The sequence below is a fragment of the Streptomyces sp. NPDC104367 genome, from assembly GCF_055583825.1.
The window spans coordinates 16523-41895 of record NZ_JBVJND010000048.1; the positions used below are offsets into that span (position 1 = coordinate 16523).

General features: G+C 69.2%; 25 protein-coding genes and 1 pseudogene. 2 read left to right on the plus strand and 24 right to left on the minus strand.

What is annotated here, in order from left to right; translation table 11 throughout:
- Positions 1-315: 315 nt before the first annotated feature.
- The gene (locus ACZ619_RS41690) at positions 316-495 is read left to right on the plus strand and encodes a hypothetical protein (protein WP_469610883.1); all 180 of its coding nucleotides are present in this window, start codon (positions 316-318) and stop codon (positions 493-495) included.
- 48 nt (positions 496-543) lie between these two features.
- The gene (locus tag ACZ619_RS41695) at positions 544-2985 is read left to right on the plus strand and encodes a DUF262 domain-containing protein (RefSeq protein ID WP_469610885.1); all 2442 of its coding nucleotides are present in this window, start codon (positions 544-546) and stop codon (positions 2983-2985) included.
- A 644-nt stretch (positions 2986-3629) separates the two neighbouring features.
- Here the strand turns inward: ACZ619_RS41695 and ACZ619_RS41700 are convergent.
- The 24 genes and pseudogenes from ACZ619_RS41700 to ACZ619_RS41815 form a co-directional block, all read right to left on the minus strand.
- Complete coding sequence (locus tag ACZ619_RS41700; RefSeq protein ID WP_469610887.1) at positions 3630-5690, minus strand: serine/threonine-protein kinase; 2061 nt, start codon at positions 5688-5690, stop codon at positions 3630-3632.
- A gap of 69 nt (positions 5691-5759) precedes the next feature.
- Positions 5760-6002, minus strand: a pseudogene (locus tag ACZ619_RS41705) (glycosyltransferase); the annotation flags it as partial.
- A 24-nt stretch (positions 6003-6026) separates the two neighbouring features.
- The gene (locus ACZ619_RS41710; protein ID WP_469610889.1) at positions 6027-7400 is read right to left on the minus strand and encodes an SPDY domain-containing protein; all 1374 of its coding nucleotides are present in this window, start codon (positions 7398-7400) and stop codon (positions 6027-6029) included.
- 40 nt (positions 7401-7440) lie between these two features.
- Positions 7441-8571 carry a DnaB-like helicase N-terminal domain-containing protein gene (locus ACZ619_RS41715; protein ID WP_469610891.1) on the minus strand — a complete coding sequence of 377 codons (1131 nt, stop codon included), beginning with the start codon at positions 8569-8571 and terminating at the stop codon, positions 7441-7443.
- On the minus strand, positions 8571-9851 hold the full coding sequence (locus ACZ619_RS41720; RefSeq protein WP_469610892.1) for a DNA cytosine methyltransferase: 1281 nt from the start codon (positions 9849-9851) through the stop codon (positions 8571-8573). Before ACZ619_RS41720 ends, ACZ619_RS41715 begins: the two co-directional genes overlap by 1 nt.
- Positions 9848-10276, minus strand: a complete 429-nt coding sequence (locus ACZ619_RS41725) for a hypothetical protein (protein ID WP_469610894.1) — start codon at positions 10274-10276, stop codon at positions 9848-9850. The genes ACZ619_RS41720 and ACZ619_RS41725 overlap by 4 nt, the downstream gene beginning before the upstream one ends.
- Before the next feature lie 120 nt (positions 10277-10396).
- Complete coding sequence (locus ACZ619_RS41730) at positions 10397-11179, minus strand: hypothetical protein (RefSeq protein WP_469610896.1); 783 nt, start codon at positions 11177-11179, stop codon at positions 10397-10399.
- 86 nt (positions 11180-11265) lie between these two features.
- A complete protein-coding gene (locus ACZ619_RS41735) occupies positions 11266-11736 on the minus strand; it encodes a hypothetical protein (protein ID WP_469610898.1) in 471 nt (156 codons plus the stop codon).
- Between the two features lie 66 nt (positions 11737-11802).
- Positions 11803-12306 carry a hypothetical protein gene (locus ACZ619_RS41740; RefSeq protein WP_469610900.1) on the minus strand — a complete coding sequence of 168 codons (504 nt, stop codon included), beginning with the start codon at positions 12304-12306 and terminating at the stop codon, positions 11803-11805.
- Positions 12307-12353: 47 nt separating this feature from the next.
- Positions 12354-14153, minus strand: coding sequence for a type IV secretory system conjugative DNA transfer family protein (locus ACZ619_RS41745; protein ID WP_469610963.1), 1800 nt, complete (start codon positions 14151-14153; stop codon positions 12354-12356).
- Positions 14154-14185: 32 nt separating this feature from the next.
- Positions 14186-14962, minus strand: coding sequence for an SPDY domain-containing protein (locus tag ACZ619_RS41750; protein ID WP_469610902.1), 777 nt, complete (start codon positions 14960-14962; stop codon positions 14186-14188).
- Between the two features lie 5 nt (positions 14963-14967).
- Entirely contained in the window at positions 14968-15582 is a 615-nt protein-coding gene (locus tag ACZ619_RS41755) for a hypothetical protein (RefSeq protein ID WP_469610904.1), read from the minus strand.
- Complete coding sequence (locus ACZ619_RS41760) at positions 15579-16439, minus strand: SPDY domain-containing protein (protein ID WP_469610965.1); 861 nt, start codon at positions 16437-16439, stop codon at positions 15579-15581. The genes ACZ619_RS41755 and ACZ619_RS41760 overlap by 4 nt, the downstream gene beginning before the upstream one ends.
- Positions 16440-16602: 163 nt before the next feature.
- Positions 16603-17406 (minus strand): SPDY domain-containing protein, encoded by an 804-nt coding sequence (locus ACZ619_RS41765; RefSeq protein ID WP_469610967.1) that lies wholly within the window; start codon positions 17404-17406, stop codon positions 16603-16605.
- A complete protein-coding gene (locus ACZ619_RS41770; RefSeq protein WP_469610906.1) occupies positions 17403-17789 on the minus strand; it encodes a hypothetical protein in 387 nt (128 codons plus the stop codon). The genes ACZ619_RS41765 and ACZ619_RS41770 overlap by 4 nt, the downstream gene beginning before the upstream one ends.
- Before the next feature lie 29 nt (positions 17790-17818).
- Positions 17819-17977 carry a hypothetical protein gene (locus ACZ619_RS41775; protein ID WP_469610908.1) on the minus strand — a complete coding sequence of 53 codons (159 nt, stop codon included), beginning with the start codon at positions 17975-17977 and terminating at the stop codon, positions 17819-17821.
- Positions 17978-18089: 112 nt separating this feature from the next.
- Entirely contained in the window at positions 18090-18851 is a 762-nt protein-coding gene (locus ACZ619_RS41780; RefSeq protein ID WP_469610909.1) for an SPDY domain-containing protein, read from the minus strand.
- 11 nt (positions 18852-18862) lie between these two features.
- Complete coding sequence (locus ACZ619_RS41785; protein WP_469610911.1) at positions 18863-19621, minus strand: hypothetical protein; 759 nt, start codon at positions 19619-19621, stop codon at positions 18863-18865.
- A 32-nt stretch (positions 19622-19653) separates the two neighbouring features.
- A complete protein-coding gene (locus ACZ619_RS41790) occupies positions 19654-20556 on the minus strand; it encodes a hypothetical protein (RefSeq protein WP_469610913.1) in 903 nt (300 codons plus the stop codon).
- Positions 20553-21329, minus strand: a complete 777-nt coding sequence (locus tag ACZ619_RS41795; protein WP_469610915.1) for a hypothetical protein — start codon at positions 21327-21329, stop codon at positions 20553-20555. The genes ACZ619_RS41790 and ACZ619_RS41795 overlap by 4 nt, the downstream gene beginning before the upstream one ends.
- Positions 21326-21748, minus strand: a complete 423-nt coding sequence (locus ACZ619_RS41800) for a hypothetical protein (RefSeq protein ID WP_469610917.1) — start codon at positions 21746-21748, stop codon at positions 21326-21328. Before ACZ619_RS41800 ends, ACZ619_RS41795 begins: the two co-directional genes overlap by 4 nt.
- 109 nt (positions 21749-21857) lie before the next feature.
- Positions 21858-22355: a hypothetical protein gene (locus tag ACZ619_RS41805; protein WP_469610919.1), complete on the minus strand. Its 498-nt coding sequence runs from the start codon at positions 22353-22355 to the stop codon at positions 21858-21860.
- Between the two features lie 32 nt (positions 22356-22387).
- Positions 22388-24190, minus strand: coding sequence for a hypothetical protein (locus ACZ619_RS41810; protein ID WP_469610920.1), 1803 nt, complete (start codon positions 24188-24190; stop codon positions 22388-22390).
- Positions 24187-25329 carry an AAA family ATPase gene (locus tag ACZ619_RS41815; protein ID WP_469610969.1) on the minus strand — a complete coding sequence of 381 codons (1143 nt, stop codon included), beginning with the start codon at positions 25327-25329 and terminating at the stop codon, positions 24187-24189. Before ACZ619_RS41815 ends, ACZ619_RS41810 begins: the two co-directional genes overlap by 4 nt.
- Positions 25330-25373 lie beyond the last annotated feature (44 nt).

Genomic DNA, 25373 nt, shown 5'->3' on the forward strand with positions numbered 1-25373 from the left:
GCTCGCCGTTGCGCCCTTGCCCAGCCTCTGTCCCCGGCCACTCGAAGAGGCGCAGCCCACTCGCCCACGAGAAGTCGAGCTCCCCTGTGATGGAGTGATGCAACGTCACATGTGAGGCATCATGGGCGCATGTCGCTCCTGCTACCTCTGCCGACCACTCGTGTGCGACCATGAGTGACGCCTCACCCACCGGCACAGAACGGTAACGGAGAGAGATCGGGGACATGGGAAATCTAGAGAACTTTGATGCGGCGCGTTGTCAGTTTCTCGGTTCCTCGGTGAGCCCAGTCAGGGACTCTATATTTCTCCGTATCAGTGCGCGTGCAGCTGCAGCTACCCAAGATCAGACGCCTTCTCGATGGCGTCGTGCGCGGCCTTAATCGGCCTGCCGAGTTCGAGGGCCTGATCTGTTTCCTCGATGCTGTCATCGCGCTTCGCGACATCAACGACACGACCGTTGAGCCGAGTTGTGGGTCGCAGATCCTTCCAGCGTGATGCCGCATCCGATCTGACCGAACCCGCTGAACGAAACAGGGACTACGCATGCCTACGCAGGCCAAGGAAATATTCGAGGCTCAGAGTAAGAGCCTCCGCGAGCTGCTGTCTGATAACGGCCTGGGTCTCTACCTTCCGCCCTATCAGCGTCCGTATGGCTGGGGCAAAGACAAAGTCGAGAAACTGCTCGACGACACACTGCATGGCCTCAAGAATCTAGGTGAGTCGCCGGACAGCTTCACCTTCTTGGGGACCGTTATCACCATCCATGACGTCAACCACGTCACGGTGAAGCCGATCGTCAAGCCCGAGGTCCCGTCCAAGGTCCTTACCGTTATTGACGGGCAGCAGCGCCTGTCGAGCCTTCTTATCCTGCTCGTCGGCTTGCATAACCTCATTCGTCAGCGGGCGTGGGGGGTATTCAAAGGAAAGACGCCGGATCCGACCGATAGTGCTCGCACTGCCCTTTACGCGGAAACGATCAATATCCTCCAGATGCTTGGGGCGGCGTTCTACGAGCGAAAGAACTTCGGAACTACGCCGATCTACCCGCGCCTCATTCGAGCCTTTGTGGACCAGTGGGCCAAGGATGAGAAGCTCAAGCAGTATGAGTCGCCGATCGCCAACCTTATCTACAGGTACTCGGTGCTAGCCGACGGTGAGCTGCCATCTTCTAAGCCGACGGACTTCAAGCCGAAGGCGCGAGAGAATGCGGGTGACGGTGAAGCCGATCTCATCAAGAGGTTCAACGAGATCCGCAATGCGCTGACCAAGCTGTCGCAGCGAAAGTCTATCGAAGAGCTGGAGGATCTGCCGCCGCTGGCAACCCTTGCTACCGGCATCGAGTTCCAGCGTGCGCTCTTCAACCATGAACTCGACCCAGAGCTCTGCAATTGGTTGGGGCAGTTGCAGGACGAGCCCGAGGCTGAGCTGATGCGACTCGTCATGTTTGCTGCCTATGGCTTGAACCGCATTGCTTTGACGGTCGTGCAAGGTAAGGACGAGGACTACGCCTTCACGATCTTCGAGTCATTGAACACTACGGGTGAGCCTCTGACCGCCTTCGAGACCTTCCTCCCCCGGGTGGTCATGGCAGAAAAGATTGAGGACTACCAGGAATCGGGCGCATACGCGTACATGAAGGCGGTTCAGGGGTACCTCGACCATTTCGACGTCGGAGATAAGCTTCAGGCAGCAACCCGAGACCTGTTGGTCACTTTCGCGTTGGCAGAGACGGGGAAGAAGCTTTCCAAGCGTCTCCCGGATCAGCGGGTCTATATGCGCGATACCTTTGAGCGCCACAAGGACTCGGCTGGTGATCGGAGCGCGTACCTGCGCCACCTAAGCGACACCGCTGCCTTTATCGGGAATACCTGGGATCCTGCGGCCAACTCTCCTCGCACACTAGCCGGGCTAGAAGCGACCGCCATGACGGACACCGTGAAGTTGTGTCTGGCCTTCCTCAATTCGCTCAATCACACCATTGCCATCGCACCGCTCGTGCGCTTCTACTCCGAGGCTGTTCAGGCGGAAGAGGGGGAAGCGAGGGCCAAGAGCATCGCCGAGTTCGAGAAGGCGATCAAAGCGATCACTGCCTTCACGGTCTTCTGGCGGGCAACCCGCCGCGGCACGGGCAACATCGACAGTCAGTATCGGGCGGTAATGGCCGGCGACTCGCTGACGGGCATTGGACCACTCGCTCGGCAGTGGGCAGTGCCCGATGCATCAAAGCCTGATCCGATCGTCGACGCTGAGGCGCTGAAGAAGGAACTTGCGGCGCGTTTGTCGCACCCTAAGTATGGCGGCGTCCCGAACTTGGCGTCATTCTTGGCATTTGCTTCGGCGCTGCCACTCTATAGGATTAGCCGCCCGCTGACACGTTTCCTTCTTCTGGCGGCATACCATGACACAATCGAAGATCCGGGGAATCCAGGACTGATCATCCAGGGCAAGGCGGGGATCGCCTCGTGCTTCACCGCAGACGGTTGGGAGGACGATACGCACCTCACAATCGAACACATCGCACCGCAGCAGGCCACGGGTGGGTGGGACCAGGAGTTCTATGACGATAAGGAGACCGTCCACAAGCTGGGTAACCTTGTCTTGGCGCCAGGTGCTGCCAATACGTCCCTCAGCTCGCGGCCTTGGACCGAGAAGAAGGTTCTGTATGCGGCACTCGGTGCCCCGACGGCCGAGGACGCCAAGTCGATCCTTAACAGTTCTGGCTTGACTTTCGCGCAGACTACCGAAGATCTAGCGGCCATGTCGCGCTACCTCCCGCACCTGCGAGCGCTGGGTCAGCGTAAAGACGAGTGGAATCCGCAGTTCATGGATCAGCGTGCTGACGTCCTCCTGCGTCTGGCCTACGCTCGGCTCAAAGGCTGGCTCGACCTGGAGTTGTCTGACTCCAGCAGTGATCCGGTGGTCAAGATTGAGAACGATGAGCTCGACGGGAGCGAGAATTCCGATGGGGCGTCTGGAATGGCATAGGGCCGGAGTTCATGAGAGACCGGCCCGCTAGTATTCCCGTCTGGCTGGCTGAGAATGTGCACGGCCATTGCACGAGAAGCGGAACGGGAAAGCGTCGTGGCCCCACTCCACTCAGCAGTGGGAGGCTCGGTCGGCTGGTGTTGTAGGAACTGATCCAGATTGCCATCGGGATTGGCAACCACTGGCCTGCCGGCCGAGCCCTTAGCCGCGTGGAACCGTGCTTTGCCAGGTGGCGTTCCTTAGCGTCCGCTGAGGCGGGCTGCCGCTACTCTCGGCAGCCCGCGATCCGTCTCGGCGATTATTGAACGGGTTCGCCGAGAAACATATGTCTCTAAAAGTAGTTGCGGTGTCTTCACTTCGCTCAGGAGTTGTCGGCATCCGGTGTCCAGGGGCGGCCCAGCGAGGAGCCGGAGCGGTGGCTGTCACGGAATCGCGCGGGTGACGTTCCACCAGGCATAGCGACTTTGATGCCGCCGCTCACCCTCGTCCGTCACTACTACGAGACCCGCCGGGAGCTCCTGTACGCTGCCGGACTCCGGATGAAGCCGTGGTTCCGGCTCATCAACGACGAGCCGACTGCGGTCGTGGCGGAGGCTTCCTTGATCACTGCGGTGCTGAACCGCGCCAACTGCCGCGGGACCGGTCTACTGCTGGGCGATGGCCGCGCGAATCCGGTGATCGACGCGGAAGTTGTGCGCCAGGCGGCCGAAGTACGTCACGCAATCCGGGTGCTGTCGCAGCATCGCCGCCACTGAGCTGGCGGCGTCCCCGCTCAGGGTTGTCCACCAGGAGAAGCCCTCGGCTTGGCCGCTCTGGTCGTCCAGGAGGGGGATCCATTCGAACGCGCCACCGCAGGAAGCTTCCAGGAGGTCGAGCTCCCTCGCCTGGGCCGCCTCCTCGGCGATATCGGTTAGCCATCTGACGGTGGCGCCGAGTTCCTCGGAACCGTGGGAGACGTCGGAACCGAAGAGTGTCGCCATTGCAGACACGACCTCGACCGCACGAGCGGCGTCGGCCAGCAGATCCGCCATGATCGAGGCGACGGGAACCTTGATCAGGACGTCGAAATAGAGAGCCGCGTCGTCGGGATGCGTAGCGGCCAGCGTCAAGAGGTCCGACCCTGCCCCCGTCGACCCGGTGAGCAGTTCCCGCTGGAGGTGCTCGCCGCGCAGTGCAACGGGCTCTGCCGGCTCGTCCAGCTCTTGCGCGACGAAATCGAGCAAGGCGGACACTGTGGCCGGGCGTCGCTCCGGGTCCCTATGGGTCGCCTCCCGGACGATCGCACGCCAGGGGCCCGACTTGGGGAGCAACGGGACGTTCACGAGGGGCATGTCACCCGTGACGGCCCATCCGATGAACTGTCCCAGGCTGTAGATGTCGGCGGTGGGGCCCGCGCGGTGGGCGTCGCTGTAGTGCTCGGGGGCCGCGAAACCCTCGGAGCCGAGGAAGACCCCCACGCGGGTCCGCTGCGGATCGGTCGTCTGCCCCAGGGGCCGCCGCGCGATCCCCCAGTCCGCCAGGACCCAGCGGCCGTTCAGGCGCAGGACGTTGGCTGGCTTGATGTCCCGGTGTATCCACCCTATGCGGTGCGCCACCGCGAGGACCACGCAGAGCGATTCCAGCAGCTCCCGCAGGGCCGCATCATCGGAGAACTCCTCTCGGCAGTTCTCGGCGGTGGCCTCCGCGTACGGCATGACGAACCAGGTGTGCTTGGGATCGGAGTCCAGGATCGGCATCGCGTGCGGGTTTCCGGTCAGGTTGCGCCCGAATTCGATCTCTCGCTTCATACGGGCAACTTGACGTGCGGACGGATTCTTACTCTTCAGCTTCTTCAGGATGACAACCCTGCCGCTGGGCTTGTGCACCGCCTCGAAAACATCTGCCTGCCCGCCGTCGGCGAGGGGCAGCCGCTCACACCGGTAGTCCTTGCGCTCGCCCCGCCCGGAGGCGCTGACCGACTCTCCCGTTCGTGGCGCGACCAGCGGCTTGCCAGCGATCTCCTCCAGTTCCCCGGCTTCCGAAAAAAGGGTGATCCGGTCGCTCGTGTGGGCGATGGCATCCGCGAGGCTCGCCAAAGCCGACGAGTTCGCGTCCGTCGGCCGCCGGGGAGCGACGACGTTCTGGTAGACCTCCGCGGGATCGAACCCCTCGGCGAGGTACTTGAGCACCTCGCCCTGGTCCTCGGGAAGCAGCGGCTGGAAGGCGTCGAACTGCGCTCTGTCCGTGATGGTGCGGATGGCCTCCTGGGTCTGGCCGTCGATGCCCAGCTCTGTGAGGATGGTGGCGGAGAACTGAGCGAAGAGAGTCGTCGGAGCGTCGGAGGCGGGCTGCGAAGTGATCAGTCGCTCCATGGCCTCGACGTTGCGCACCTCCAGGCTTCCCATCGCGGAGTTCACGGAGAAGAGCCGGGTGGCGGCCCACTGCAGGGCCGCGTCGTGCGGCAGCACCTTAAGGAGGAGAAAGGTCTCACTTCCGTCGTCGGGCGCGAGGAGCACTCCCCTCCAGAAGGCCGTGATGCGTATCGTCCTCATCCGCGGATCACGGGCCATGCGTGCGACGGACAGCCCCAGCCCCTTGTCCGCGTACAGCTCCGCCACCGTCAGCGACTGGAACTTGGCCATCGCCTTGCGAACCCCGGTCCGGACGGGCTTGTCCAACTGCTCGTAGTCGGTCCAGAAGGTGTGCAGGAGGGCGAGCTGCGGCAAGGGCAAGTCTCCTACCCGGGAGGCTGGTTGTCCGGCTCTCCAGCGTATCGCCCGGGCGTCGCTGGGAAGTCAGGCCGTTCGCCGGTCCGGCGCCGCCTCCGGGCGCACGTACGTCTGCCCCTTCCGCGCCGCGCCCCGGTCTCGGTGACACAGCACCACCGAGTCCACCGTCATCAGGAGATTTAGGAACGCGGTGAACGGCAGCAGCGGAGCGAGCCACAGCGGCTGGCGGTAGTAGCGGAGCATCGGCACATACGTCTCCCCCGTAACCGCCCACGCGGGACCGCCTGCCCACACCGCCACAGCGTCCCCACCGTCAGGGTGAGGTCGGCTGAGTCAGCGGCGTTGGTTCCGTAGAGGAGTAACCGGTTGGGAATCGGGCGCCCGCTCGGTACTGATCCGATGGGCGGGCCGAACTACTTGGCCGGAGACTCTTTGGCGGGTTCCAGTGCCGTGCGCAAGCTCCTCGGTGAGATCAGCGAGGAGTCCGGCGGGGGTGTAGGTGGACGAGTGGATGGTCCAGGTTGGCCGGTCGGGGTTGGGGCCAGCCCAGAAGGTCCAGGTGGGCAGGGGACTGTGGGGGTTGTGGGCAGCAAGAGCATCGAACTGGAGGCCAGCGTCGCCTTGTTGGGTCTGCCAGCGCAGCCAGCGTCCGTCCAGGGTGGGCTTCCAGCCGGCGGCGGTGAGCGGCTGGGTGGCTTGGCTGACGTGCTTGTCGGTGATCGGGCTTCCGAGCGCTGTTTCCCACGCCTCCCCGGCGCCTAGGGCGTCGAGGAGGGTCTTGAGAACGGGGGTGGGAACGGTGGGTGTGAGGATCATGTGCCACATGCGTTCGCCGACGGGGCTCTCGTAGGCGGCCATCGTCCATCGCGTATCGCGGGGACCTGCATTGTGGTCGAAGAGGATCCGCAGAGTGAGGGACTCGTGGGTTGCGACGGTGGTGTGGTCTTCCCAGGTCCGGTACTTCTCCCAATCGCCCTGGTGGTCGAGGAAGGTGTTCAACAGCGCGTTGTGGTTGCCGGGGTCGGCGGCGTAGACGGGAACGTGCTCCAGGGACGACGCTGCCTGAGCGGGCACGGGTCCGAGGTCGAGGCTGGTGCGGGCGTGAGCGGCCTGGCGTTCGGTATCGGTGATGGGCGCGGGGCCGGGGCGCAGGGTGTCACCGTGGGCGCGAACGAAGGCGGCTTGGGCTTCGGCGGGCGTGTCGAAGGTGCCGGCGACCAAGCGGAGATGGTCCTCGCCGTGCAGGTAGACGCTGGTGCCGCTGTCGCGGTAGGTGCCGACCGCCACGACGGTGCCACCGTCCTCGGCATGGGCGTGGATGAGCAGGCGGTCCTTGCGGATGTCGTCGTAGATCAGTTGCGCCTCATTTGAGACGTCGCGGATCTCGCTGCGGGTGAGCCGGGACATGGGGTGGTTGGCCCAGGACCACTCCTCGTTGTCGGAGATGGCTTCGCGCAGTTCGGGGGTGATCACTGTGGTGACGCCTGTGACGGCCAATGATTTCTCGGCTCGGCCGGCCCAGTACGGCTCCTCACGGTCGATCCGGACCAGGACCAAGGTGTGCTCGTCGTAGGGCTCGAAGCCCAACTCGGTCAGAAGCGGACGGGTGAGGTGGTGGTCGGAACCGGTGACGGTCGCGACGACGGCGCTGGCGTGGGCCGGGTGTGTATCGAAGACGACGCGTGCGCCAAGGGGAGCGTCGGGCATGGGAAGTTGGCTGCTCCTTTCGGGCTGGACCGGCTGCGGATCATCGGTGGATTCGGACGCTGGTCAGGGTGGGTTGGTGGGGCGGACTGGCCGCCCGGGGCATGGGTGTCGCGCGCGCCGACTGCCCGCTGGCCGGACGAGGGCGTGGCGTGATCGCGCTCTTCCAGCGGGTGCGCAAGGCTTGGAGGTCGGCCAAAGCCCGACGACTGCCGGTGATCAGCTGATGGGGAGTATTGGCGGGGTCGTCGGTGTAGGCGGTGATCCGCGTCGCGACGGTGTGGGCGCGGGCGAGCAGCGCACGCAGGAGGACCGTCTCGCCCCAGTACTCGGGTGGCCCAGCCGGTGTCGAGAGCAGGCTGATCAGGTCGCGGGAGGCGAAGGTGTCGGTAAGCAGGCCACGGTGCTGTGCCTCGCCGAGGACGGTGACCGGGTCGACCATGTCGCCGCGGTGCACGAGCGCGGTCACGCAGCTCCAGAGCGCGCCGTGCAGGGGCAGGACGAAGTCGTCTGCCAGCAGCCACCGCATGTGCCGTACCTCCTGCGGATAGGCGGTGGCGGTGGCGAGCAGGAGGCGCTCCTCGCCGAGGTCCTCCTCGGCGGCCGGGCGTATGGCTCTAACGGGCGGCTGGGTGCGGGGCAGGGAGCCGGGGTGCGCGGCGAACTGGCCGGCCAGGTCGTCCAGGACGCGGCTGAGAACGTCGGCCTGGGCGAGGAGGTCGGTCGCAGGGTCCGGCCCAGCGGCTTCGGCGGCGGTCAGGGCGAGGCGTTCGGCGTGCCGGGCGACCAGGCGGCGGGCGTGGTCGGCACGGATCATGCGCGCGTATGCGGCTATGTGTCTGGGCTCGGGGCAGAACTGGATGAGTCCGTGGATGTACGAGGCGGTCAGGCCCGGGGCGTTCGGTAGGGCGTGTGCCAGGACCTGGTTGAGCCAGGCGGTGTCCTTGGTGTGGTCCTCGGGATCGGGCGGCGGCAGGGCGCGGATCGCGGTGAACAGGGTGGCGCGGTGGTGGCTGTCGAAGTGGTCGGCGTCCAACGGGCCGGTGTCGGCCAGACGAGCCGGCTGGAGGAGGAGGGCGCCGAGCAGGGCCTGCTCGGCGTAGTGGACCGGGCGCGGCGATCGGACCCGTTCCAGGTCTGGCTCGTCCTCGTCGAAGCTGGAAGTGCGGGGCATCAGGCGGCGAGCGTGAAGTCGTCGGGGTTGAACGGCGTGCCCAGGTGGGGGGCGAGTAGGTGCGCGGCCAGGCGCGGGGGGACGGCGTTGCCGATCTGGGAGAACTGCTGGCCCTTGTTGCCCTGCCACGGGTAGTCGGGTGGGAAGGTCTGAAGAATGCCCGCCTCCTGGGCGGTGATCCTGATCGGGGGCGGTACGGCAACCGCTTCGCTGCCTTCGGCCGTGTCCGTGGGCTCGGCGATCCAGGCGCACTCGTTGGGGCGGTGTCCAAAGAACAGCGTCCCGGCTGGCTCGGACAGCGGTCGAACCGTGGCGTTGGTCTGATTGTTGCTGCGTAGCGACCATGCCCAGCGGCGTGTCCCGGCAGTGCCCACGAGCGCCGGTGCCTCGGAAGTCCGGTCGTTATGCGCGCCGTGGTATCCGGCTGGCCCGGCGTCCTCCCGGCGGGTTGCCGTGACGGTGGACGTGCTGGTACGGGGCATCCACATACCGCGGTCGCGGGCGTAGGTGAGGGTTTTGCGCGAGCCGGAGGGGAATGGCTCGGGCCCGCCTCCCGGGCCGCCGCCGGCACATACGGTGGGTACCGGAGCGTCGGTCCGGCCCCATCCGAGTGCTTCGGCCATCGACACCCACCGTGCTCGTCCGGGCCCGAACAGTCCCTCGGGCTCGGCGGCGTGGGCGTGTGTGGGCGGAGGCGGCCCGGCGGTGCGGACGCGGGAGGCGAGCAGGATCGCTCGCTTGCGGGTCTGGGGGACGCCGTAGTCGGCGGCATTCAGGATCCCGGTCCACACCGAGAAGCCCCAGCCGCGCAGGACGGCCGCGTACTGCTTCCACAGCGGCAGGACGTCGGGAACCTCCTCCATCGCCACCCATTCGGGTTCGCCCACGGCGTTCAGCGCGTGCAGATAACGCATTGGCTCGGCGGCCAGCAGCGAGCGCGCGTCCGCGCAGGACGCAAGGAGCTGCTCGCGGGTATCGCGTCCGGCAGCGAGGTCGGCGACGGCCTGGTGGACAAGCGGCTGGTCCACCAAGCCGAGCCGCTTGCCGGCCATGCTCCACGCCTGACACGGCGGAGAAGCGATCAGCCCGATCACCCGGCCGGAGAAGATCCACACAGGGTAGGCGGCGACATCGGTGCGGATCGTCAACTGGCCAGCCCGCGCACGGGTTTTGCAGGCCCACTCGTCCCATTCCAGGCCCACGTCGCGCGTGCCAAGGACGGTGAGCGCGTGGCTCCAGCCGCCGGGGCCGGCGAACAGGTCGAGAACGATCCGTCTCATTTGGCGGGCCCGAAGCCGACCTGCACCGGCTCTGTTTCGACTCCGCGACAGGCCCACGGCGAGCAGCCGTCGACCACCCCGGTCTCCAACTCCTCCACGACAGCGTCGCGGTCGTCGAGCTCCTGCTGGCGCACCGCCCACTCAGCGGCGGTGACTTGATCGATGGGCGCTTGGTCAAGGGGGACGCGGGAGCGATGCAGGAACGCCTGCCCGAGCAGCCGGTTCCCTGTGCACCAGGGGGCGAGGTCGAGGGCGTTGCTTCGGATGTTTCCCGAAGAGACTCGGAGGACGGGTATGCCGACCGGTTCGGCTATTTCGCGTTCGAGCCGGTCGAGATGACGGTAGACGGCCTGTGGCTCCCAGCCGGTGTCAACGACCGCGAAATCAACTTTGGGGAGAGCGCCGTTCGCGGAGAGGGCGAGCATGGCGCTGGACTGAATGCCGGCGCCCAGCGAGATGCGTATAGACGGGGGAGAGGAGGAAATCAGGTATTCCTTGCGTGAACGAGGCAGCAGACTGGCGCCGACAGGCGGCGGGCGACACTGTCAGCGGTGTGCGCGGGCCGCAGTGCTGGCCGCGGCCGGGCTGGCTACCGGCTTGCTGAGGGGCGGTGGGGATGTGATGGCGGTGCTGAGGGCGGAGATTCCGAGACCGGTGAGCCGCGCGCGGTCGCGCGGTGGGCCGCCCGGCAAGAAGGGGGCCGCGGACGCGGACTCGTGGAAGACCAGGCCGTTAGCTTCCAGCTGGCCCAGCAGGTCGGCGTCCACAGACGTTCCGTGGTGGTAGACGAACCGGTCCCCGTTGCGTCTGGTGACGGCGATGTGGCCGCGGCCGACTTCGAGCAGCGCCTCGCGACGCGTCCAGGTCATGCCGGGCACGGTGGTGGTGCTGTGAGCCCTGCTCGGGAGTCTGCCCGCGATGACCATCGCGGAGTCGATGACGGTCAAGGGCGCGAGCGCCGTGAGTTCGCGGGCCAGCTGCACGTACTGGCCGACTCCGTGCCGGGGGTTCAGGCGGTGGCGCTGTGCCTCGTCCGGGGCCGGGATGTGCTGTGCGGCGGTGAGGTAGCGGGTGGCTCCACTGGTCAGGTGGGCGAGTTGCTTCAGCCGCACGACGGCGCTCTTGATCGAGTCGATGGCGGGCAGGGGCTGCTGGCGGACTGCCTTGATGCCGGCGAGGGCCTCGCGCTCCAGCCGCCGGGCAGAGGCGGCGTAGGAGTCCGGGGCGGGTTGAGGGGGACTGCCGGAGAGCAGGGTGTCGAGCAGGTCGTTGTGATGGGTGTAGAGGTCGGCGAGCGTCAGCAGCCGTTCCACGGGCGTCAGTGACACGGGCACGTCTACGTCGAACAGGGGGGCATCGGAAGGTGTTGTCATCGTGGGGAGATCGTCAAGGGCGGTGGGGGCCGCATCTGCGGTCATGAGTGGCGCCGTACGGCCGGGGTCGGTGCGGCCACTGCGGTGGTCGTGCTCGGTGGTGGTGTGGGACGGCGGGGCGTGCCGAGGCTGGCACGGGCCGCGGCCAGGGCCTGGCCGGCGTCGTCGAGGTGGACGCGAAGGCGACCGCGGGGGCCGATCGTGTCGTGCTGATTCTGGAGCGTGGCCTGTGGGCCGCGATGGGCGAGGGCGACGAGCGGGGTAAGGGCCTGGGTGTAGTGCGCGATGGCCCGCCCCAGATGCGCGGTCGTCCCTCCCAGGACCGCGGCCAGAGGGAAACCGGCGATGCCTGGAGCGAGCTGGTATTCGACGTCCGCGGCCATACGGGCGGCCAGGTGGCAGAGCAGGCCGATGTGCCGGGTGGCGGTGAACAGGCCGTTCCCGTCACCGGTGATGCGATGGTCGCGCAGGTCGGCGATCACGGCATCCACAGCTTCGTACGGCTGCTTCAAGTCGTCGAGGTCGGCGGGCCGTAGGTGTGGATGGGGGCCTCTGCGAGTGAGCTGAGTGGTCCGGGGTCAGTGGCGGGCCGTCTGCGCCGACCCGGTTGGCGGGAGCGCGGGCGTGGTGGTCGGGTAGAGGTTGATGCGTGCCGGGGTGCGCAGGGCGGACAGGGGCTGGCCGGAGGCGGCCATACGCCAGAACGACCAGCCGGTCCGGTTCGCCGACGCGATGTCCGGCCGCAGAGCGCGGATCATGGCTGCCGACGGGCCACTGGGACTCTTGTAGGTGCCCTGTCCCGGGCCGTGGGGGACCGTGACGTTGGCGGTGGCCGGGTCGAAGAGGGCGTCGATGCGGGTGTTGGCGTACCGGGCATAGACGGGAATTGCCGGTGGTGGCGGTGTGGCCAGTGCGGCATGGGCACGCCGGGCGTCAGCCTGTTCGGTCGTGGAGTGTTCGAAGTGGGCGAGGAGGCGGTGGAAGACGCCTTGCGGTGTGGTGCTCCAGGCACGGGCGAGCAGCGTGATGGCCTGGTGAGTGGGGGGATTGAGTTCGACGGGGGCTTGTTCGTGGTGGGGCATGCCGGATCGGGTTTCGTCAGGGGTGCGCGGGAAGGGGACGTCAGGGCTCATGCGGCCTGGCCGAAGTCGTCTTGTGACGGAGCGGCCTTGGCGACGGCGCGTTCGGTGATGGCCTTGGACGCGTGGGCGGAGGCGGCTGAGAGTTCGCTCGCGCCGGGTTCGAGGTACCAGGGGCGCAGGTCGAGCATGGCGGCGCGCATGCCGGTGGCGAAGCAGAGGGCGGTGCCCTTGGGCAGGGCGCGGATGGCGTCGGCGGCCAGGATGCGCTCCTGCCGCATCGACACGGAGGTGGACGTGCCGGAGTCGGAGGTTGAGGTGGAGGTGGTCTCGACGTCGTGGTCGCCGATGAGACGGCTGAGCTTGTCGGCGAAGTCGGGGTCGTCGATTCCGGAGCCGATGACCTTGATCGTGGAGGCGCTCCACATGGCGTCCATGCCGGCGTCGCCCCACACCTTCTGGCCCTGCCGGTAGCTCTGCAGGATCGTGATGGGGATGATGCCGCGGCTGCCCAGGTGGGAGTAGAGGTCTGGCAGGTCGCTGATCTTGCAGACGTTGGCGGCCTCGTCGAGGATCGCGAGCATCGGCGGGTCGAGGCGTCCGCCGGAGCGTTCGGCCTGGGTGGTCGCCGCCCGCATGACGGCGTCGGCGCACGCGGCGATGAGAGCCGAGGCGCCGCCACCGCCGTCCTTCGACAGCAGATACAGCGTGTCCTTCGAGGTGACGAACTCGCATGGCTTGAATTCCGCCACGTTCTTCTGAGGCGTCACCCAGGCGGCGATCTCGCTGTTGAGGAGGGCGGCGGCGTACTGGCGGGCGGTCTCGTAGATGCCGTCCCTCGTTTCCGGCGGGCCCTCGACCGTGCCCTTGAGCTGGGAGGCGACAGCGGTGAAGGAATGATCGCGCAGGATGTCCAGCGGGGTGCGGTCGGCTGGGAAGGCCAGCCAGGTCATGACGTCGGTGATGGGCCGCTCGTCGAGTGCGGCGGCGAGGAACAGCTGGGAGAGGATGTTGGATCCGGCCTTGGACCAGAAGTCGCCCTGCTGGGAGGCATCCACCGAGGCGGCCAGGAAGTGCCCGGCCAGCCGCCCGGCCCCGTCGAGGGTGGTGGCATCCGCGAGCGGGTTCCACCACATCTGCCGGGCGGCGTGGGCGATCTGCTGCGGGTCCATCGACCACACCCGTCCCACCGTGGCGCGGGCGTCGAGAGTGGCGGTGTAGGCGTCACCGGCGGCCTTGTTCGAGGTCAGCAAGACCGCACCGGGGGCCGCCAGGATGGACGGGATCGCCAGCGAGGTGGTCTTTCCGCTGCGCGGCGCCATGATCGCCACGGCGACGTCCTCGTATCCCATCCGGACCTCGTGCCGGGTCCCTTGCAGGTTGCCGAGGAGAATGCCGGTGTCGGCCGGGGCGATGTGCTTGGCATTTTTCAGGCTTGGCCGCAATGAGCGCGCCTTGGAGGTGATCGCCTTGGCCATCAGCGGCTCGATGTCCTTCGGCTTCGCCATGGCGGCGACCTTCTTTTGCCCGCCGCCGGCGTTCTTGTGCCGCGACCAGACGACAGCGGCGGTCAGCGCGAGCGCGGTCAGTACGGCAACGGGGATGATGCGGGTGGCCCAGAGCAGGGACGCCTGTCCGGCCTGGGGCCACAGCCGGGCAGGATGGAGCAGGGCCTGGACCGGCTGGTACGGCGCCCAGGGGGCTGAGGCGGTGATCCGGGCGGTGAGGTTGCCGCACAGCCAGGCGAGGTTGGCCAGGGGGACGGCGATGGCGAGGGCGCCGAGGAGGACCTTGAAGGCGACGTCGTAGCCGTCGTTGCTGGAGGAGGGCGAGGTGTTGGGCAAGGGCAGGAGTCCAGAAGGAGATAAGGCACGGGGCCGGGTCAGCGCGTACGGCGCGGTGGGGGCTCACGCCGGTGCGGCGACACGGCCGGGGCCGGACGGGAGCGTCGGGCGGCGAGGTCTTGGACGCGCTGTTCCAGCGGATCCAGCCCGGTGTCCGGGTGCGGCGGTGCGGGGACGGTCTGCAGGTGGGGGCGTACGAAGAGGGGAAGCGTGGCCGGGTCGCGGCGCAGCGCCGTGGTGTTGGTGAGGGCGCGTGCGAGGGCGGTGACCAGGGGCAGTGGGGTGTCGCCGCTGAGGTGGGCGCGCCAGATCACCGTGTCGGGGTCGCCGGGCAGGGTCGTGGTGATGAACCAGCTGCCCGGCCACGGACCGTGGTCGGCGCGTTCGGCATGCTGGAGGCCGTCGGGGGACGAAGCGGCGAGGTCGGAGTGCTCCAGCCAGCCGGCTGTGTACAGGATCTCGAAGGGATCGTTCCCCTCCACCGATGTGGTGGCGGGGTCGGTGAGGGCGTCGGTGAACGCGGCGAGGATCTCCACCGGGATCCGGGCTGTGAACCGCGCGTACCAGGCGGGGTGTTCGCCGGTGGCGGCGTGGAGCATCGTCCACCACGGCTCGTCCGGGTCCGGATACAGGCTCAGTTCGGCCCGCTGGTCGCGTCGGACCAGGTGGACGTACGGGGAAAGCGGCAGGTGGTCGTAGCGCCATCCGTCGGCTTGGTGGAGGGCTGCGGTGATCCAGCGCGGGTCCCCGCTGCCGGCCAGGCAGGGCGGGGAGACGAGGACCTCGTCCACCGCGTCGTGCGGCAGGAAACGCATCCGCTTCACCTCCAGGCCGCCGGTGCCGGGCTCGCGGACACCGTCGGCGCGGGTCGGGGCGCGACGGCCTCCAGGCGGGGCGGGGCGGCTTGGGCAGTGGCATGGATGGCGAGGATCGCCGGGGTGTGCAGGGCGAGCTCGTTCAGCGCGTGCCACGCCTCGGCGTTGCGGGCGGCGACTAGGTCGTCGTACGCCGCCGTCCCCGGCCCGTCGGATGGCGGCAGGCCATCGAGGCGGGCGCTGACCTCGGCCTCGATGGCGTCGAGCTGGTTGAGGGCGTCGTTGGCCGCGGTCAGATGCCACGGCCAGGCTGGCTGGACCATACGGGCGGGCAGGTGCTGGAGCTGGACGGCGGCGGTGGAGACCAGTTCGCGGGCGAAGGGACGGATGAGGGCGGCAGCCTCCCAGGTGTCGGCGTCTCGCCGTGCTGCGCGCCGTCCGTAGGACTCGTCGTCGTAGGGCTGGCAGTCGGGGTCGGTGTGCTGGTCGGAGTAGGCGTCCCAGGCGTCGAGGATCTGCTCGCTGGTGTGCACGAACGCGGCGAGCTGGTCGAGGCGCTGTTGATGGAGGACGCTCGGGCAGGAAGGAGGGGAGGTCAGGGAGAGGTTTTCCTTGCTCATCGGGGGCGCGCCGCCGTCGGCACCGAGGCCGGGATGGGGGCGGCCGAGGTGGGGGCGGCAACCGGACGTCGGCGGCGGGCGGCGCGGATGCGGGCCTGGATATCCTTGATGCGCTGCTGGTGGGCGTCGGCGATGACACTGCCGGTGCGGTGGGTCCGCTCGTGGTGGACGCCGAACGGCCAGCCGTGCTGACCCCAACCGCGAAGGAGCGGTTCGGTGCTAGTCAAAGCGGTGATGAAACCGGCGACGGCGTGCGCGGGCGTGTGCTGGTCGAACCAGCCGTCCCACACCGCAGGCCCGTCAAGAGCGCTCTCGCCGTCGGCCGCGGGGTACTTCTTCACGCGGATGCGCCAGGTGAAGGAGGCGAACTCGATGTCGTCGGGCCGGCTGTGTTCGACGACCACCCGCCGATCCGGCGAGAGAGCTTCGTGCCCGGTGCCGTTCTCGCTCTGGGTGACGCTCCAGCCAATCTCGTGGAAGAAGTCCCACGGGTCGGGCGCCTCGAAGGGCACGGGGGTGGGTGTCAGGAGCGTGTCGGTGAGTCCGGCGAGGATCTCGGCCGGGACCTGCCGACTGAACGAGGCGGACCAGGTGGTGGATTGGGGTGGCTTGGCGGTCACGTGCCACCAGCGGCTCCGCGTGGATTGGCTCGCCACTTCCAGGCGGGCCGAGTGGTCCGGGCTGGTGAGCCGGGTCTCCGGGCAGGCCGGGTCGGAGGTGACGCTCCAGCCGGCGGCGAGCAGAGCATGGGTGATGTGGCGGGCATCGCCGGGACCGGCGAGATACCGGGGGCTGGTGACGTGGAGGAAATGCGACTCGTGGTCGCGTTGGAAGGCGGCGAGTTGCCGCTCGGTCACCGACAAGTGGCGGACCTTCCCGCCTGCTGGTTGAGGGGCATACGGTCTGGGCCTTGTACGAGTGCGGGCAACGCATGGCCGAACTGGGCGCCGACCGTGGCGGTGCCAGGGCAGGAGCGCACGCGTCCGGGCGTGGCTGTTTCCCCATGGAGCGTTGGCGGGTTCACCGGGTTCGGCCTGACTGCCCGGCGTACGGGCGCGCTCCGGGCGGGGTGCGGGACCGGTTGGTGGCGAAGGAGTGACGGGCCCATGTGGCGGCTCGGGCGGCGGTGATCCTCGCCTGCTGCCACGCGCCGAGCTGGGACGGCAGGACGGACACCGAGGTGGTGCGGATCCGCTGGGAGGGCGGAATGTGGCCGAGGGGCCGCATCACCGGCTCCGGGTCGCAGAGTGCCGTGCTGAACGCCTGGACCAGCTGCATCGGCGTGGTCGGCGTGAACATCGCCTCCCACACCAGGCCGTGTTCGTTACGGGCACCGGCCCACCAGTGTGCCTGTCCGGGACCGGACTGGTGGAAGCGGACGAAGGCGTCGCCGTCCGGGCTGCGGGCGGTGAAGTGCCGACCTTGCTCAGTCTCCCAGCCTTGTTGCAGCAGGGGTTCCCACACGTTGGGTGCGTGCGCCGTGCGCTCGGCGAACAGGGCGTCGGTGAGACCGGCGACGATCTCGACAGGCGTCTGCCGGCCGAAGGTGGCATGCCACGCTTCCTGGTGCGCGGTCTGTTTTCCGCGGATGGCCCAGCCGCCGGGCTGGGTGAACGGGTCGTATCCGATGCTCACGGACTTGTCCGGGCTGTCGAAGACGAGAGGTCCACCGGCCTTGGACTTGTCCTTCCAGCCGGAGGCGCGCAGGTACTCGGTCACGTGGCGCACGTCGCCGCCGCCGGCCAGATGGCGGGGTTCGACGAGGTAGTGCTGCTGGGCCTGCTGACCGGCGCCCCAGCCTGTCCACTGCTGCTTCCTGCTCAGTGGCTCCTCCTGACGATCATGGCGGAGGGGACAGGCTTCGCCGGCGTGGTGCCGGCTGCGGACGGCGTCCCGAGCTGCTTGAGGGCGTCGGTGTGCCCGTCGAGTTCCGCGCTGATGTGCCCCAGTTCGTTGGCGCAGCGGCCCATCGCGAGCCACACCTCGGGCGGGAGCGAGCCCCGGTGTGCCTGCCCTTGGGCGAAGCGGGATCCGGTGGCGATCAGGTCGGTCACCAGGGCCAGGACGCCGTCGTCGTAGGTGAGGACCGTGCCGAGGATCTCGGCCGCTTGGCGTGGGGTGGCCTGGGCGAGCTGGTCGTTGAGGGTCTTGAGCAGGCTGGCGATGTCCTCGGCGAGGCGTACGGGGTGGGACGGAGGGGCGGTCATGGGCCTCCTGAACGGGCCGGGTCAGACGGCTAGATGTGGTGGCGACTGCGGTCGCTGTCGATGAGAAAGTCCACGTCCCGGCGGCGGGCTTCGTCGAGGGCGGCCTCGGGGTGCCCGCCGGCCAGCAGATGGGCCCGGGCGCGGGGGCTGGGGGTGACGGCGCGCAGGTAGCGGCGGAAGAGGACCACGGCCAGGCGGGGCGGGCGCTCAGCGGTGATGGGCGCAGGAGTGCGACCTGGTGTGCGAGGGACGTGAGGCTCCCGGGGTGAGAGTGACGAGCGGAGGGCGGTGAGGGGGCGGTCAGCGCATGCGGGCGGCGTTGGGGCGGACGGTCGAGGGCGGCAACCTGGAGGCCGGTGTGCTGGAGAGGCGGTGGCGGCGAGCCTCAGCGATCCGTGCTTCGAGCAGCGCTTGTTCGTCGTCCCAGCCGAAAGCGGTCTGGGTACGGCGGGTGTGGGGCCCGCAGCGGTACATCGGTATCCCGATGGCCATCCGCGGCAGCGGGTCGGGACTGGCGAGGCTGCGGGTGAACGCGGCGACGAGCCGGGGCGGGGTGTGGGCGGTGAAGGCGGCGGTCCACCAGGTGTATCCGTCGACCGTGCAGGCCGCGTGCCACGCGTGCGGCGATGGACCGGCCGCGTTCTCCTGGGTGAAGCGGACCAGTCCGTCCGGTGACACTGCCGCGATCGCGTCGGCTTCGGTGTCCCTGGTCCAGCCGGCGGCGTACAGGGGACGGAGGGTGTCGGGGCGGTGGCGAGTATCGGGCCGCAGCATGGTCTCCACGAGGGCGGTGACGTACTCGACGGGGAGATGGGCGCCGAGGGTTGCGGTCCAGTGCCGCCCGTCTGCGCGGGTGGTGTGCAGGTACCAGGTCCAGGTGCCCCGGCGGTCGAGGCCGACGTGCTGGTAGCCGTCGGGGCTGGCCAGGAGGGTGTGGTAGTCGATCGTGGATGCGTCGCGCCAGCCGTGGCCGCGCAGCAGCCAGTCGGTCAGGTGCTCCCAGTCGTTGCCACCGGCGAGGTAGCCGGGTGCCGCCAGGACGTAGGGCGTCGGGAGGGGCACAGGGGATCGGGTCAGCGGCTGTGGTGCGGGGCTGTCACCGGCGGGTTCGGCGGCATGGTCGCGGCCGTGCCGAGGGCGGGCCGGGCGGGCGGATGGCGCAGGACGACGCTGACGCCGAGCTGGGACAGGCGGTGGCCGGCCGCTCGTACGGACGCGGCCTGGCGGGCGGAGTCGTCGCCGGACAGGACGAACACGCCGCGTGCGGTGTCGAGGGCGAAGCCGGCCTCGGTCAGGGCCCCGGTGATGTCGTCGCGGTCGGGCTGCTCGACGACAAGCGTGTCGTCCGACCAAGTCATCGCCAAGGGTTCCGGCTCGGCGGACGATGGCCCCGTGAGGCGGGCGGCATTGGCGTGGACCTGGGCCAGGGCCTTGTCGTAGCGGGGGAGAAGGTCGTAGTGGATGTCCTCGGCGGCGCTGAACGGATCGGCGGCCACCGCGATGCCGTCAGGCTCGCGGACGCCACGGAAGGCTTCGGCCGGTGCGTCGGCGGGGGCCATGGCGGCGATCAGGTAGCCCTCGCCGGGCCCCGGACGCTTCGCGACGAACAGGCGGGTGCCGTCCTCGCGGGTCAGTACGGCGCAGTGGTCCACGCCGCGCCGGGCCAGGGTGTCGGCGACCTCGTTCATGTCCCACACCTGGTCGGTGAGGGCGCCGTGGCCGGTCGCGCTGCCGCGGTCCGGGTGGTACGTGCTGGTCCAGGCGCCGGGAAGTTCGCCAGCGAGGACGGCGGCGAAGGAGCCGAGGCCGGTGTCGGGGGTGGGGTCGTGCATGGTCTCCTCGGAAGAAACTAGAGGGTGTGGGGTCAGCGGCGGCCGTTGGCCGGGGCCGGCGCTGCGGGCGCGATGACGGGGCTGGTGGCCGTCCGGGCCGTGGTGGGCAGCGTGGCGGCGGTGGCGTCGAGGTCCTGCTGGATGCCGTGCAAGCGGCGGGCAATCAGCTCCAGTTGGTGTCTCGCGGCCGGGCCGTAGGTGTGCGGGAGGCGGCCGAGACGGTGGGCCGTGTGCTCGACGAGGCCGCGCACGGTCGCGAGTGGCCCGGTGTTCTCGTCGGTGAGCTGTCGCAGCAGTCCGCCGAGTTGTGCGGTGGCGTCCAGGGCGCCGGGCGAAGGACGGTTGACCGCTGCGGTGGCGCGCTGTGCGAACCGGGCGCTCTGCCCGGGATCCGGGCCGCCGTCCTGGGGAGCGCGGAGCCCGAGTTCGGCCTCGATGCGCCGGCACTCGACAGCCAGGAGCGCGGGCAGCCGGTGGTGCTGTGTGGTCCAGGTGCCGTCCGCGCGGATGAGGTTGGCGAGCAGGTCGAGGCGGCCGGGCTGCGCCTGGAGGGCGATCCAGCGGCAGCCCCGGTCGTCCCCCGGCCGCTGGATAGCCGCTATGCGGGCGAGCCGGTGGGCGATCTCGGACCACTCCGGACCGGCGAGCACGCGGTCGGCGGGGTGCAGGCGGATGTCCGCGTGCCAGATGGCGCGACGGTCGTCCTGCGGACTGACGGCGAACGCGTGCCATCTGCTGGGGTCGTCCAGGCGGTCGGCCCACTCGGCGGATGTCCACGTCTTCTGCTCGTCGTTGGGCGTGCAATGGTCCAGCCCCGGCCAGTGGGCGACCACTGTGTACTCGGTCAGTCCCTCGTGGTCGCTGACCGGTTGGCCGAGGGCCTCGGCGAGCGGCCCGGAGGCCATGGAGTCGCGCGGACGGATATGGATGATCATCGGGAGCCGGGCTTCCTGCCCTGAGGGGCGAGTGGGGTCAGGTTGAATGCGGCGGTGATCAGGGTGTGTTCGCGCACCAGGTCCGCGTGGACGGCCGGCTGTCCCGGCGGCAGGAGTTCCAGGGCACGATCGATGGCCGCGTGTGACTGGGGGTAGTGGCCCAGCGCGCGCAGTGCCGACGCCTTGCGGAACTGCGCGATCGGATCACTGTCGCCGCGGTCGGGCAGTCGGTCCACGAGGGCGAGCAGCGTGTCCGCGCGGCCGGGCAGCAGGCCGCCCAGCCACACCCCGTGCAGCAGGACGTGCAGCGTCGCGGGGTGATCCGAGGTAGCGGCGAGGATCTTCTCGATCACGGCCAGACCGTCCGAGCGGAACTGGCCCAGGCGCGCGAAGGCATACAGCGCCCAGCTGTACGGGTCCGCGTCGAGCACGCTCAACGGGAACTGGCTCAGAAGGGATTCGATGGAGCGGCACCGGAAGTCGTAGCGCAGGGCGCTCAGGTAGAGGTGCCGGTACGTCCGCGCCACGATCGGGCCGGGGCCGTGGGCGGTGACGTGCTCGGCGGTGAGCAGGATGAGCGCGCTGTTCCCGGTGGCGCGGGCCTGCCAGGCGACGTCGGCGCACACCTCGGCCGACTCCTGCCAGGTCGCGTCCAGATCACGCAGGGCCTCCGCCAGCCGCACATGCCACTGGGTTTCGGTGACCGTCTCGACGGCGATCGACGCCGCACGCGCCAACGCCGCGGTGCGCTCCGGGGCACAGGCGGGGGTCATCGCCCGCCTCGGGCATCGGCGGCGTGCACCACCTGGTTGAGGGGCGTGAGCGCGTACCAGCCGCAGTCGACGGCCCCGTCGGCGCTGGCGAGGCGCGGCAGGAGGTAAGTCCGCAGCGCCTGCCGGTAGATGAGGCAGTCGGCGCAGCGGCGGGAGCGATGAACGAGGTAACGCGGGTGCGCGGTGACATAGGTGCGCGCCCCGCCGGCCGGGTCGAACAGCCGCCACCCGTCCTCGTCGGTCGGCGTGTGCCACGAGGGCGCGACGACCCGGTAGACGTCCCCCCACAGGTCGTGGCCGGAGGCGCCCTTGAGGATCACGACCTCGTCGCCGGGCCGGAAGTGCTGGTGGGTGATGTCCCGTTCGGGCGTGACGATGTCACCAGGGGCATGGAGGGGACGGGAGACGGCGTCGGGCACAGCAGGGAGTTCCTTCCACGAGCAGGTGCAGACAGGCGGTGGGAGGAACAAGACTCCGGAGAATCCCCGGTTTCGGTAACCGGGGATCGTCGGGTATAAGGACTCGCCTCTACCGGAACGGGTTCTCGGTTCCGATGTCGTCGGATGTGGCGGCGTCCAGGAGTTCGGGCAGGTCAGTGGCCTCGGCATCCCTCTGGTCGATCCACCATCCGGCGCGTGTGAGGGTGCGGATCGTGTTCTCCAGGACGGCCCAGTCGGTCTCGTCCCAGCTGCCCTCGGTCACCAGCGCGCGGTAGGCCGCGGTGACGAGCTGGTGGCGGGAGCGTTCACCCCAGGCGAGGGCTCTCTCGGGTCCTTCGAGTGGCGCCATGTCGAACTGCGCGGTCCACTCGGCGGCGGCCCGCTGCTCCTCGGCGCGCTTGGCGGCCAGCCACTCCTCCTTGCCGGCGCCGTCCTCGTCACGGGCGGCCTTCCAGCAGGCAGAGCAGTCACGTTCCTGCAGCCAGCGGGCGAAGGAGGCGCGCCGGTCGGCCGGACGGCCGGAAAGATCATGCGAAACTTCGTGTCCGCATACGTGAATTATGGTCCAGGTCTTACGGATTGCCACGTGGTTGTTCCTGCTTTCTGTCTTCTGTGTTGTCAGCGTGTCCTGCGGATGGCGTCTGTGGCCGCCGTGGCGATGGCGGCGGGGGCGCTGGAGGGCTGGGGCAGGTGCAGCAAGGTGGTCCCCGGCAAGTGGTGGGAGTTCGCGGTGAGGGTGAGTTGGAGTACGGCGCAGCCGGCGGTCGTGAGCTGCTTGACGCGGGTGACGGCTTGAGCGGTCTCGTCGGGGGTGTAGATGGCGTCGGTGACGATCACGAGGAGGCGGCCGGCGCCGGGGCGGCTGAGTTCGAGGCCGTGGTCGAGCGCGTCCAGGGCGTTGGCGAGGTTGTGACTACTGCCGTTGGCACCGAACGTCGTCACGCGCTCCGGTGCCCGGTGGGTGGGTCGGGTCAATGCGGTCAGATGCGTGTCGTAGGCGATGGTGGCGGTAAGGGAGTCGGGGTCGGTCAGGGCTGCTGCGCGTGCCACGATCCAGGCAGCGGACGCGACGGGCGCGCAGGCGGCACTCATGGAGCCGGAGACGTCGACGGCGATACCCACACGCAGCGGTGGGGTGGGGGAGTTCCGGCGGCGGGTGTGGGTGAACGGTTCCGCGGTGGGGACCGACCCGGCCGCGCGCTGAGCGTCGCGGGCGAGGGCCGCGCGCATGTTGAGGCGGCCTGGCGGGGTGGGGCTGGTGGTCCGCTCCTCGGTCCGCTCGCGGTAGGCGGCGGCACGCAGGGCGCGGCTCAGGCGCGCGGCGGCACTCTGCTCGGCGGCGGTGGGCCTGCGGGTGCCGGTGACCGGGTTGCCGTAGGGCGCCGGTGTGCCGTCGCGGGCGACGGTGGTGCCACGGGCGTTGAAGACCGACTTGGCGGTGGCGGCGGCTTTGCGTCGCTGGCCGGCCCGCTGGACGCGGTCCTGAGCCTGCGCCTTGGACTGCGCGGCCATGGCGTTGGTCGCTGCGTCCTGTGCCGCGAGGTCGGCGGCGTCGGTGGCTGCCGTGCTGTCCATAACGACCCCCACGGCGCCGGACAGCAGATCGGTGAGGTTCTCCGGCACGGGCAGGGCGGGGGCCGCGGTGTCCAGAGCGTCGCACCATTCTTTCGCGTGCGCGAGCATGGTCGTGGCGTCGTGGTCGGCGCACTGGTGGGCTGCGGTCCAGATGCGGGTGAGTGTGGCCAGCAGGTCTGCGCCCAGCACCTTTTCACACAGATCGGCGACGGCCCTGCTCTCGCCGGCGTCCAGGATGCCGACGTCACGGCGGCCGAGGACCAGGGCCGCAACGGCGGCAGCGTGCTCGATCCCCTGGAGGGTGGTGGGGTGGGCGATGTCGGGCATGACCAGGGTTCGGGCACTGGTGCGCAGGTATGTACGGTCCGTGGGCCGCCGGTTCAGGTGTGCGCCTTCGACACGGCTCTCCTCCAGCAGGAGCGCGGCCTCGACGACACGGGGGTCCGCTCCGGCAGGCGCCGTCCAGACGGAGTGGGCCGCGTGCGCGGCCTCGTGGACGAACACGCCCCAGGCGGCGGGATACCGCTCCTCGTCGCCCACGATCCGCGGATGGATCTCGTGGGGCTCAAGCGGGGCGAACAGGCCGGCGTCGAACTCGACCTCGCCCAGAGTGGGGAAGAACGCGGCCGGTGCGCCGCTGCGCGTGCCGGGGCGGCAGGTGACGAGGAGGTCCTGGCGGCCGGAGAGGGCGACCAGCCGATCGCCGAGTTCGGCTCCCACGCGCAGCCACAAGTGCGGGGAGGAACGGGGTTGCGCGGGCGGGGCGCCGTCGTCGTCCCATCGCGCGAGGTCGGCGTCGTCGTCCGGCGTGGTGGCGGGAGACTGGACGTGGTGGTGGGCGCTCATCGCGAGCGGCCCCGGTGCGCGGAGCCGGTGCTCCCCGGGGGCTGCCGGACGGCCGAGGCGGAAAGCTGCTTGCCGAGGGTGAGGGGAGCGACCTCCTTGACGCCGGCAGCCTTGATGACGGCAGCGGCGACGGCGTCGCGATCCTCCACAGGGGCGATGCCGACCAGGTTCGCGAGCGCGGCCTTGGTGCCGAGGACGGCCTCGGTTTTCTGGTAGCTGAGCAGCTCTCGCAGTTGGGGGGCCCAGCCCAGCTCGCCGAGTTCGACTTGGCGGGAGAGGTGCCGGGCGACCCGGACCACCCGGGCATCGACCCTCAGCGCCAGGGCGAGGTCATAGTCCGTGCCGATCTGGATCTGCACGCTGAACCGGCTCGCGAGCGCCTCCGTCAAAACCGCCCCGTGGACGCCGGGATTGTGGCCCGCCACCACGTAGAAGCCCGGCTCGGCCTTGATGGTCTCGCCCTTGTGGGCCTTGACCTGGATCTGCCTGCGCCCGTCCATCGCGGGATACAACGCCGCCAGGACCTTCGGTGAGATCAAGGTGGCGTCGTCGATCAGCAGGGCGCGGCCCTCGGTCATCGCGGTGACCAGCGGCCCGTACTGGAAGACGTAGGCTCCCGCGTCGTCCTGTGTGTACTCGCCGATCAGGTCGCCGACCGTGGTGTCGCCGTCACCGGCGACGGTGAGCAGGTCCTCGAACGCCGCCTCGACCAGACTCGTCTTGCCGGTGCCCGGAGGGCCGTAGAGCAGCACCGGCACGTCGGCGTCGCGCAAGCGATTCAACGCCTCGACGTCGGGCAGATCGGCCAGCTCCCGGGGGTGGTAGACCTGGCCTCCCGCGCGGCGGATCGGGCCGGTCTGCCGGGGCGTGGCTGCTGCGGGAATGGTCGTGCGGGCCGTGGCTGCCTGGGCGCGGGGAGAGTGGGTGCCCGGTGGGCTGATCACAGCGGTCTGCGCGGCTGCGGCGGTTTTCGCGTTCGCGCGGAACTCGGGTTGTCCGGTTCCGCCTTGGTCGGCCTCGCCGCGTCGCACCAGGGTGAGGGCGGCGTTGCGGACGGCGCCGTGGGAGTGGCCCAGCTGCCTGGCCATGTCCCCGATGGTGAGCGTGTCCGCCGGCCGGTCGGCCAGCAGTCGGGCCACCTTGGCCCGTAGTTCGCCGCCCTTGGTGCGCGCTGGACTGGTAG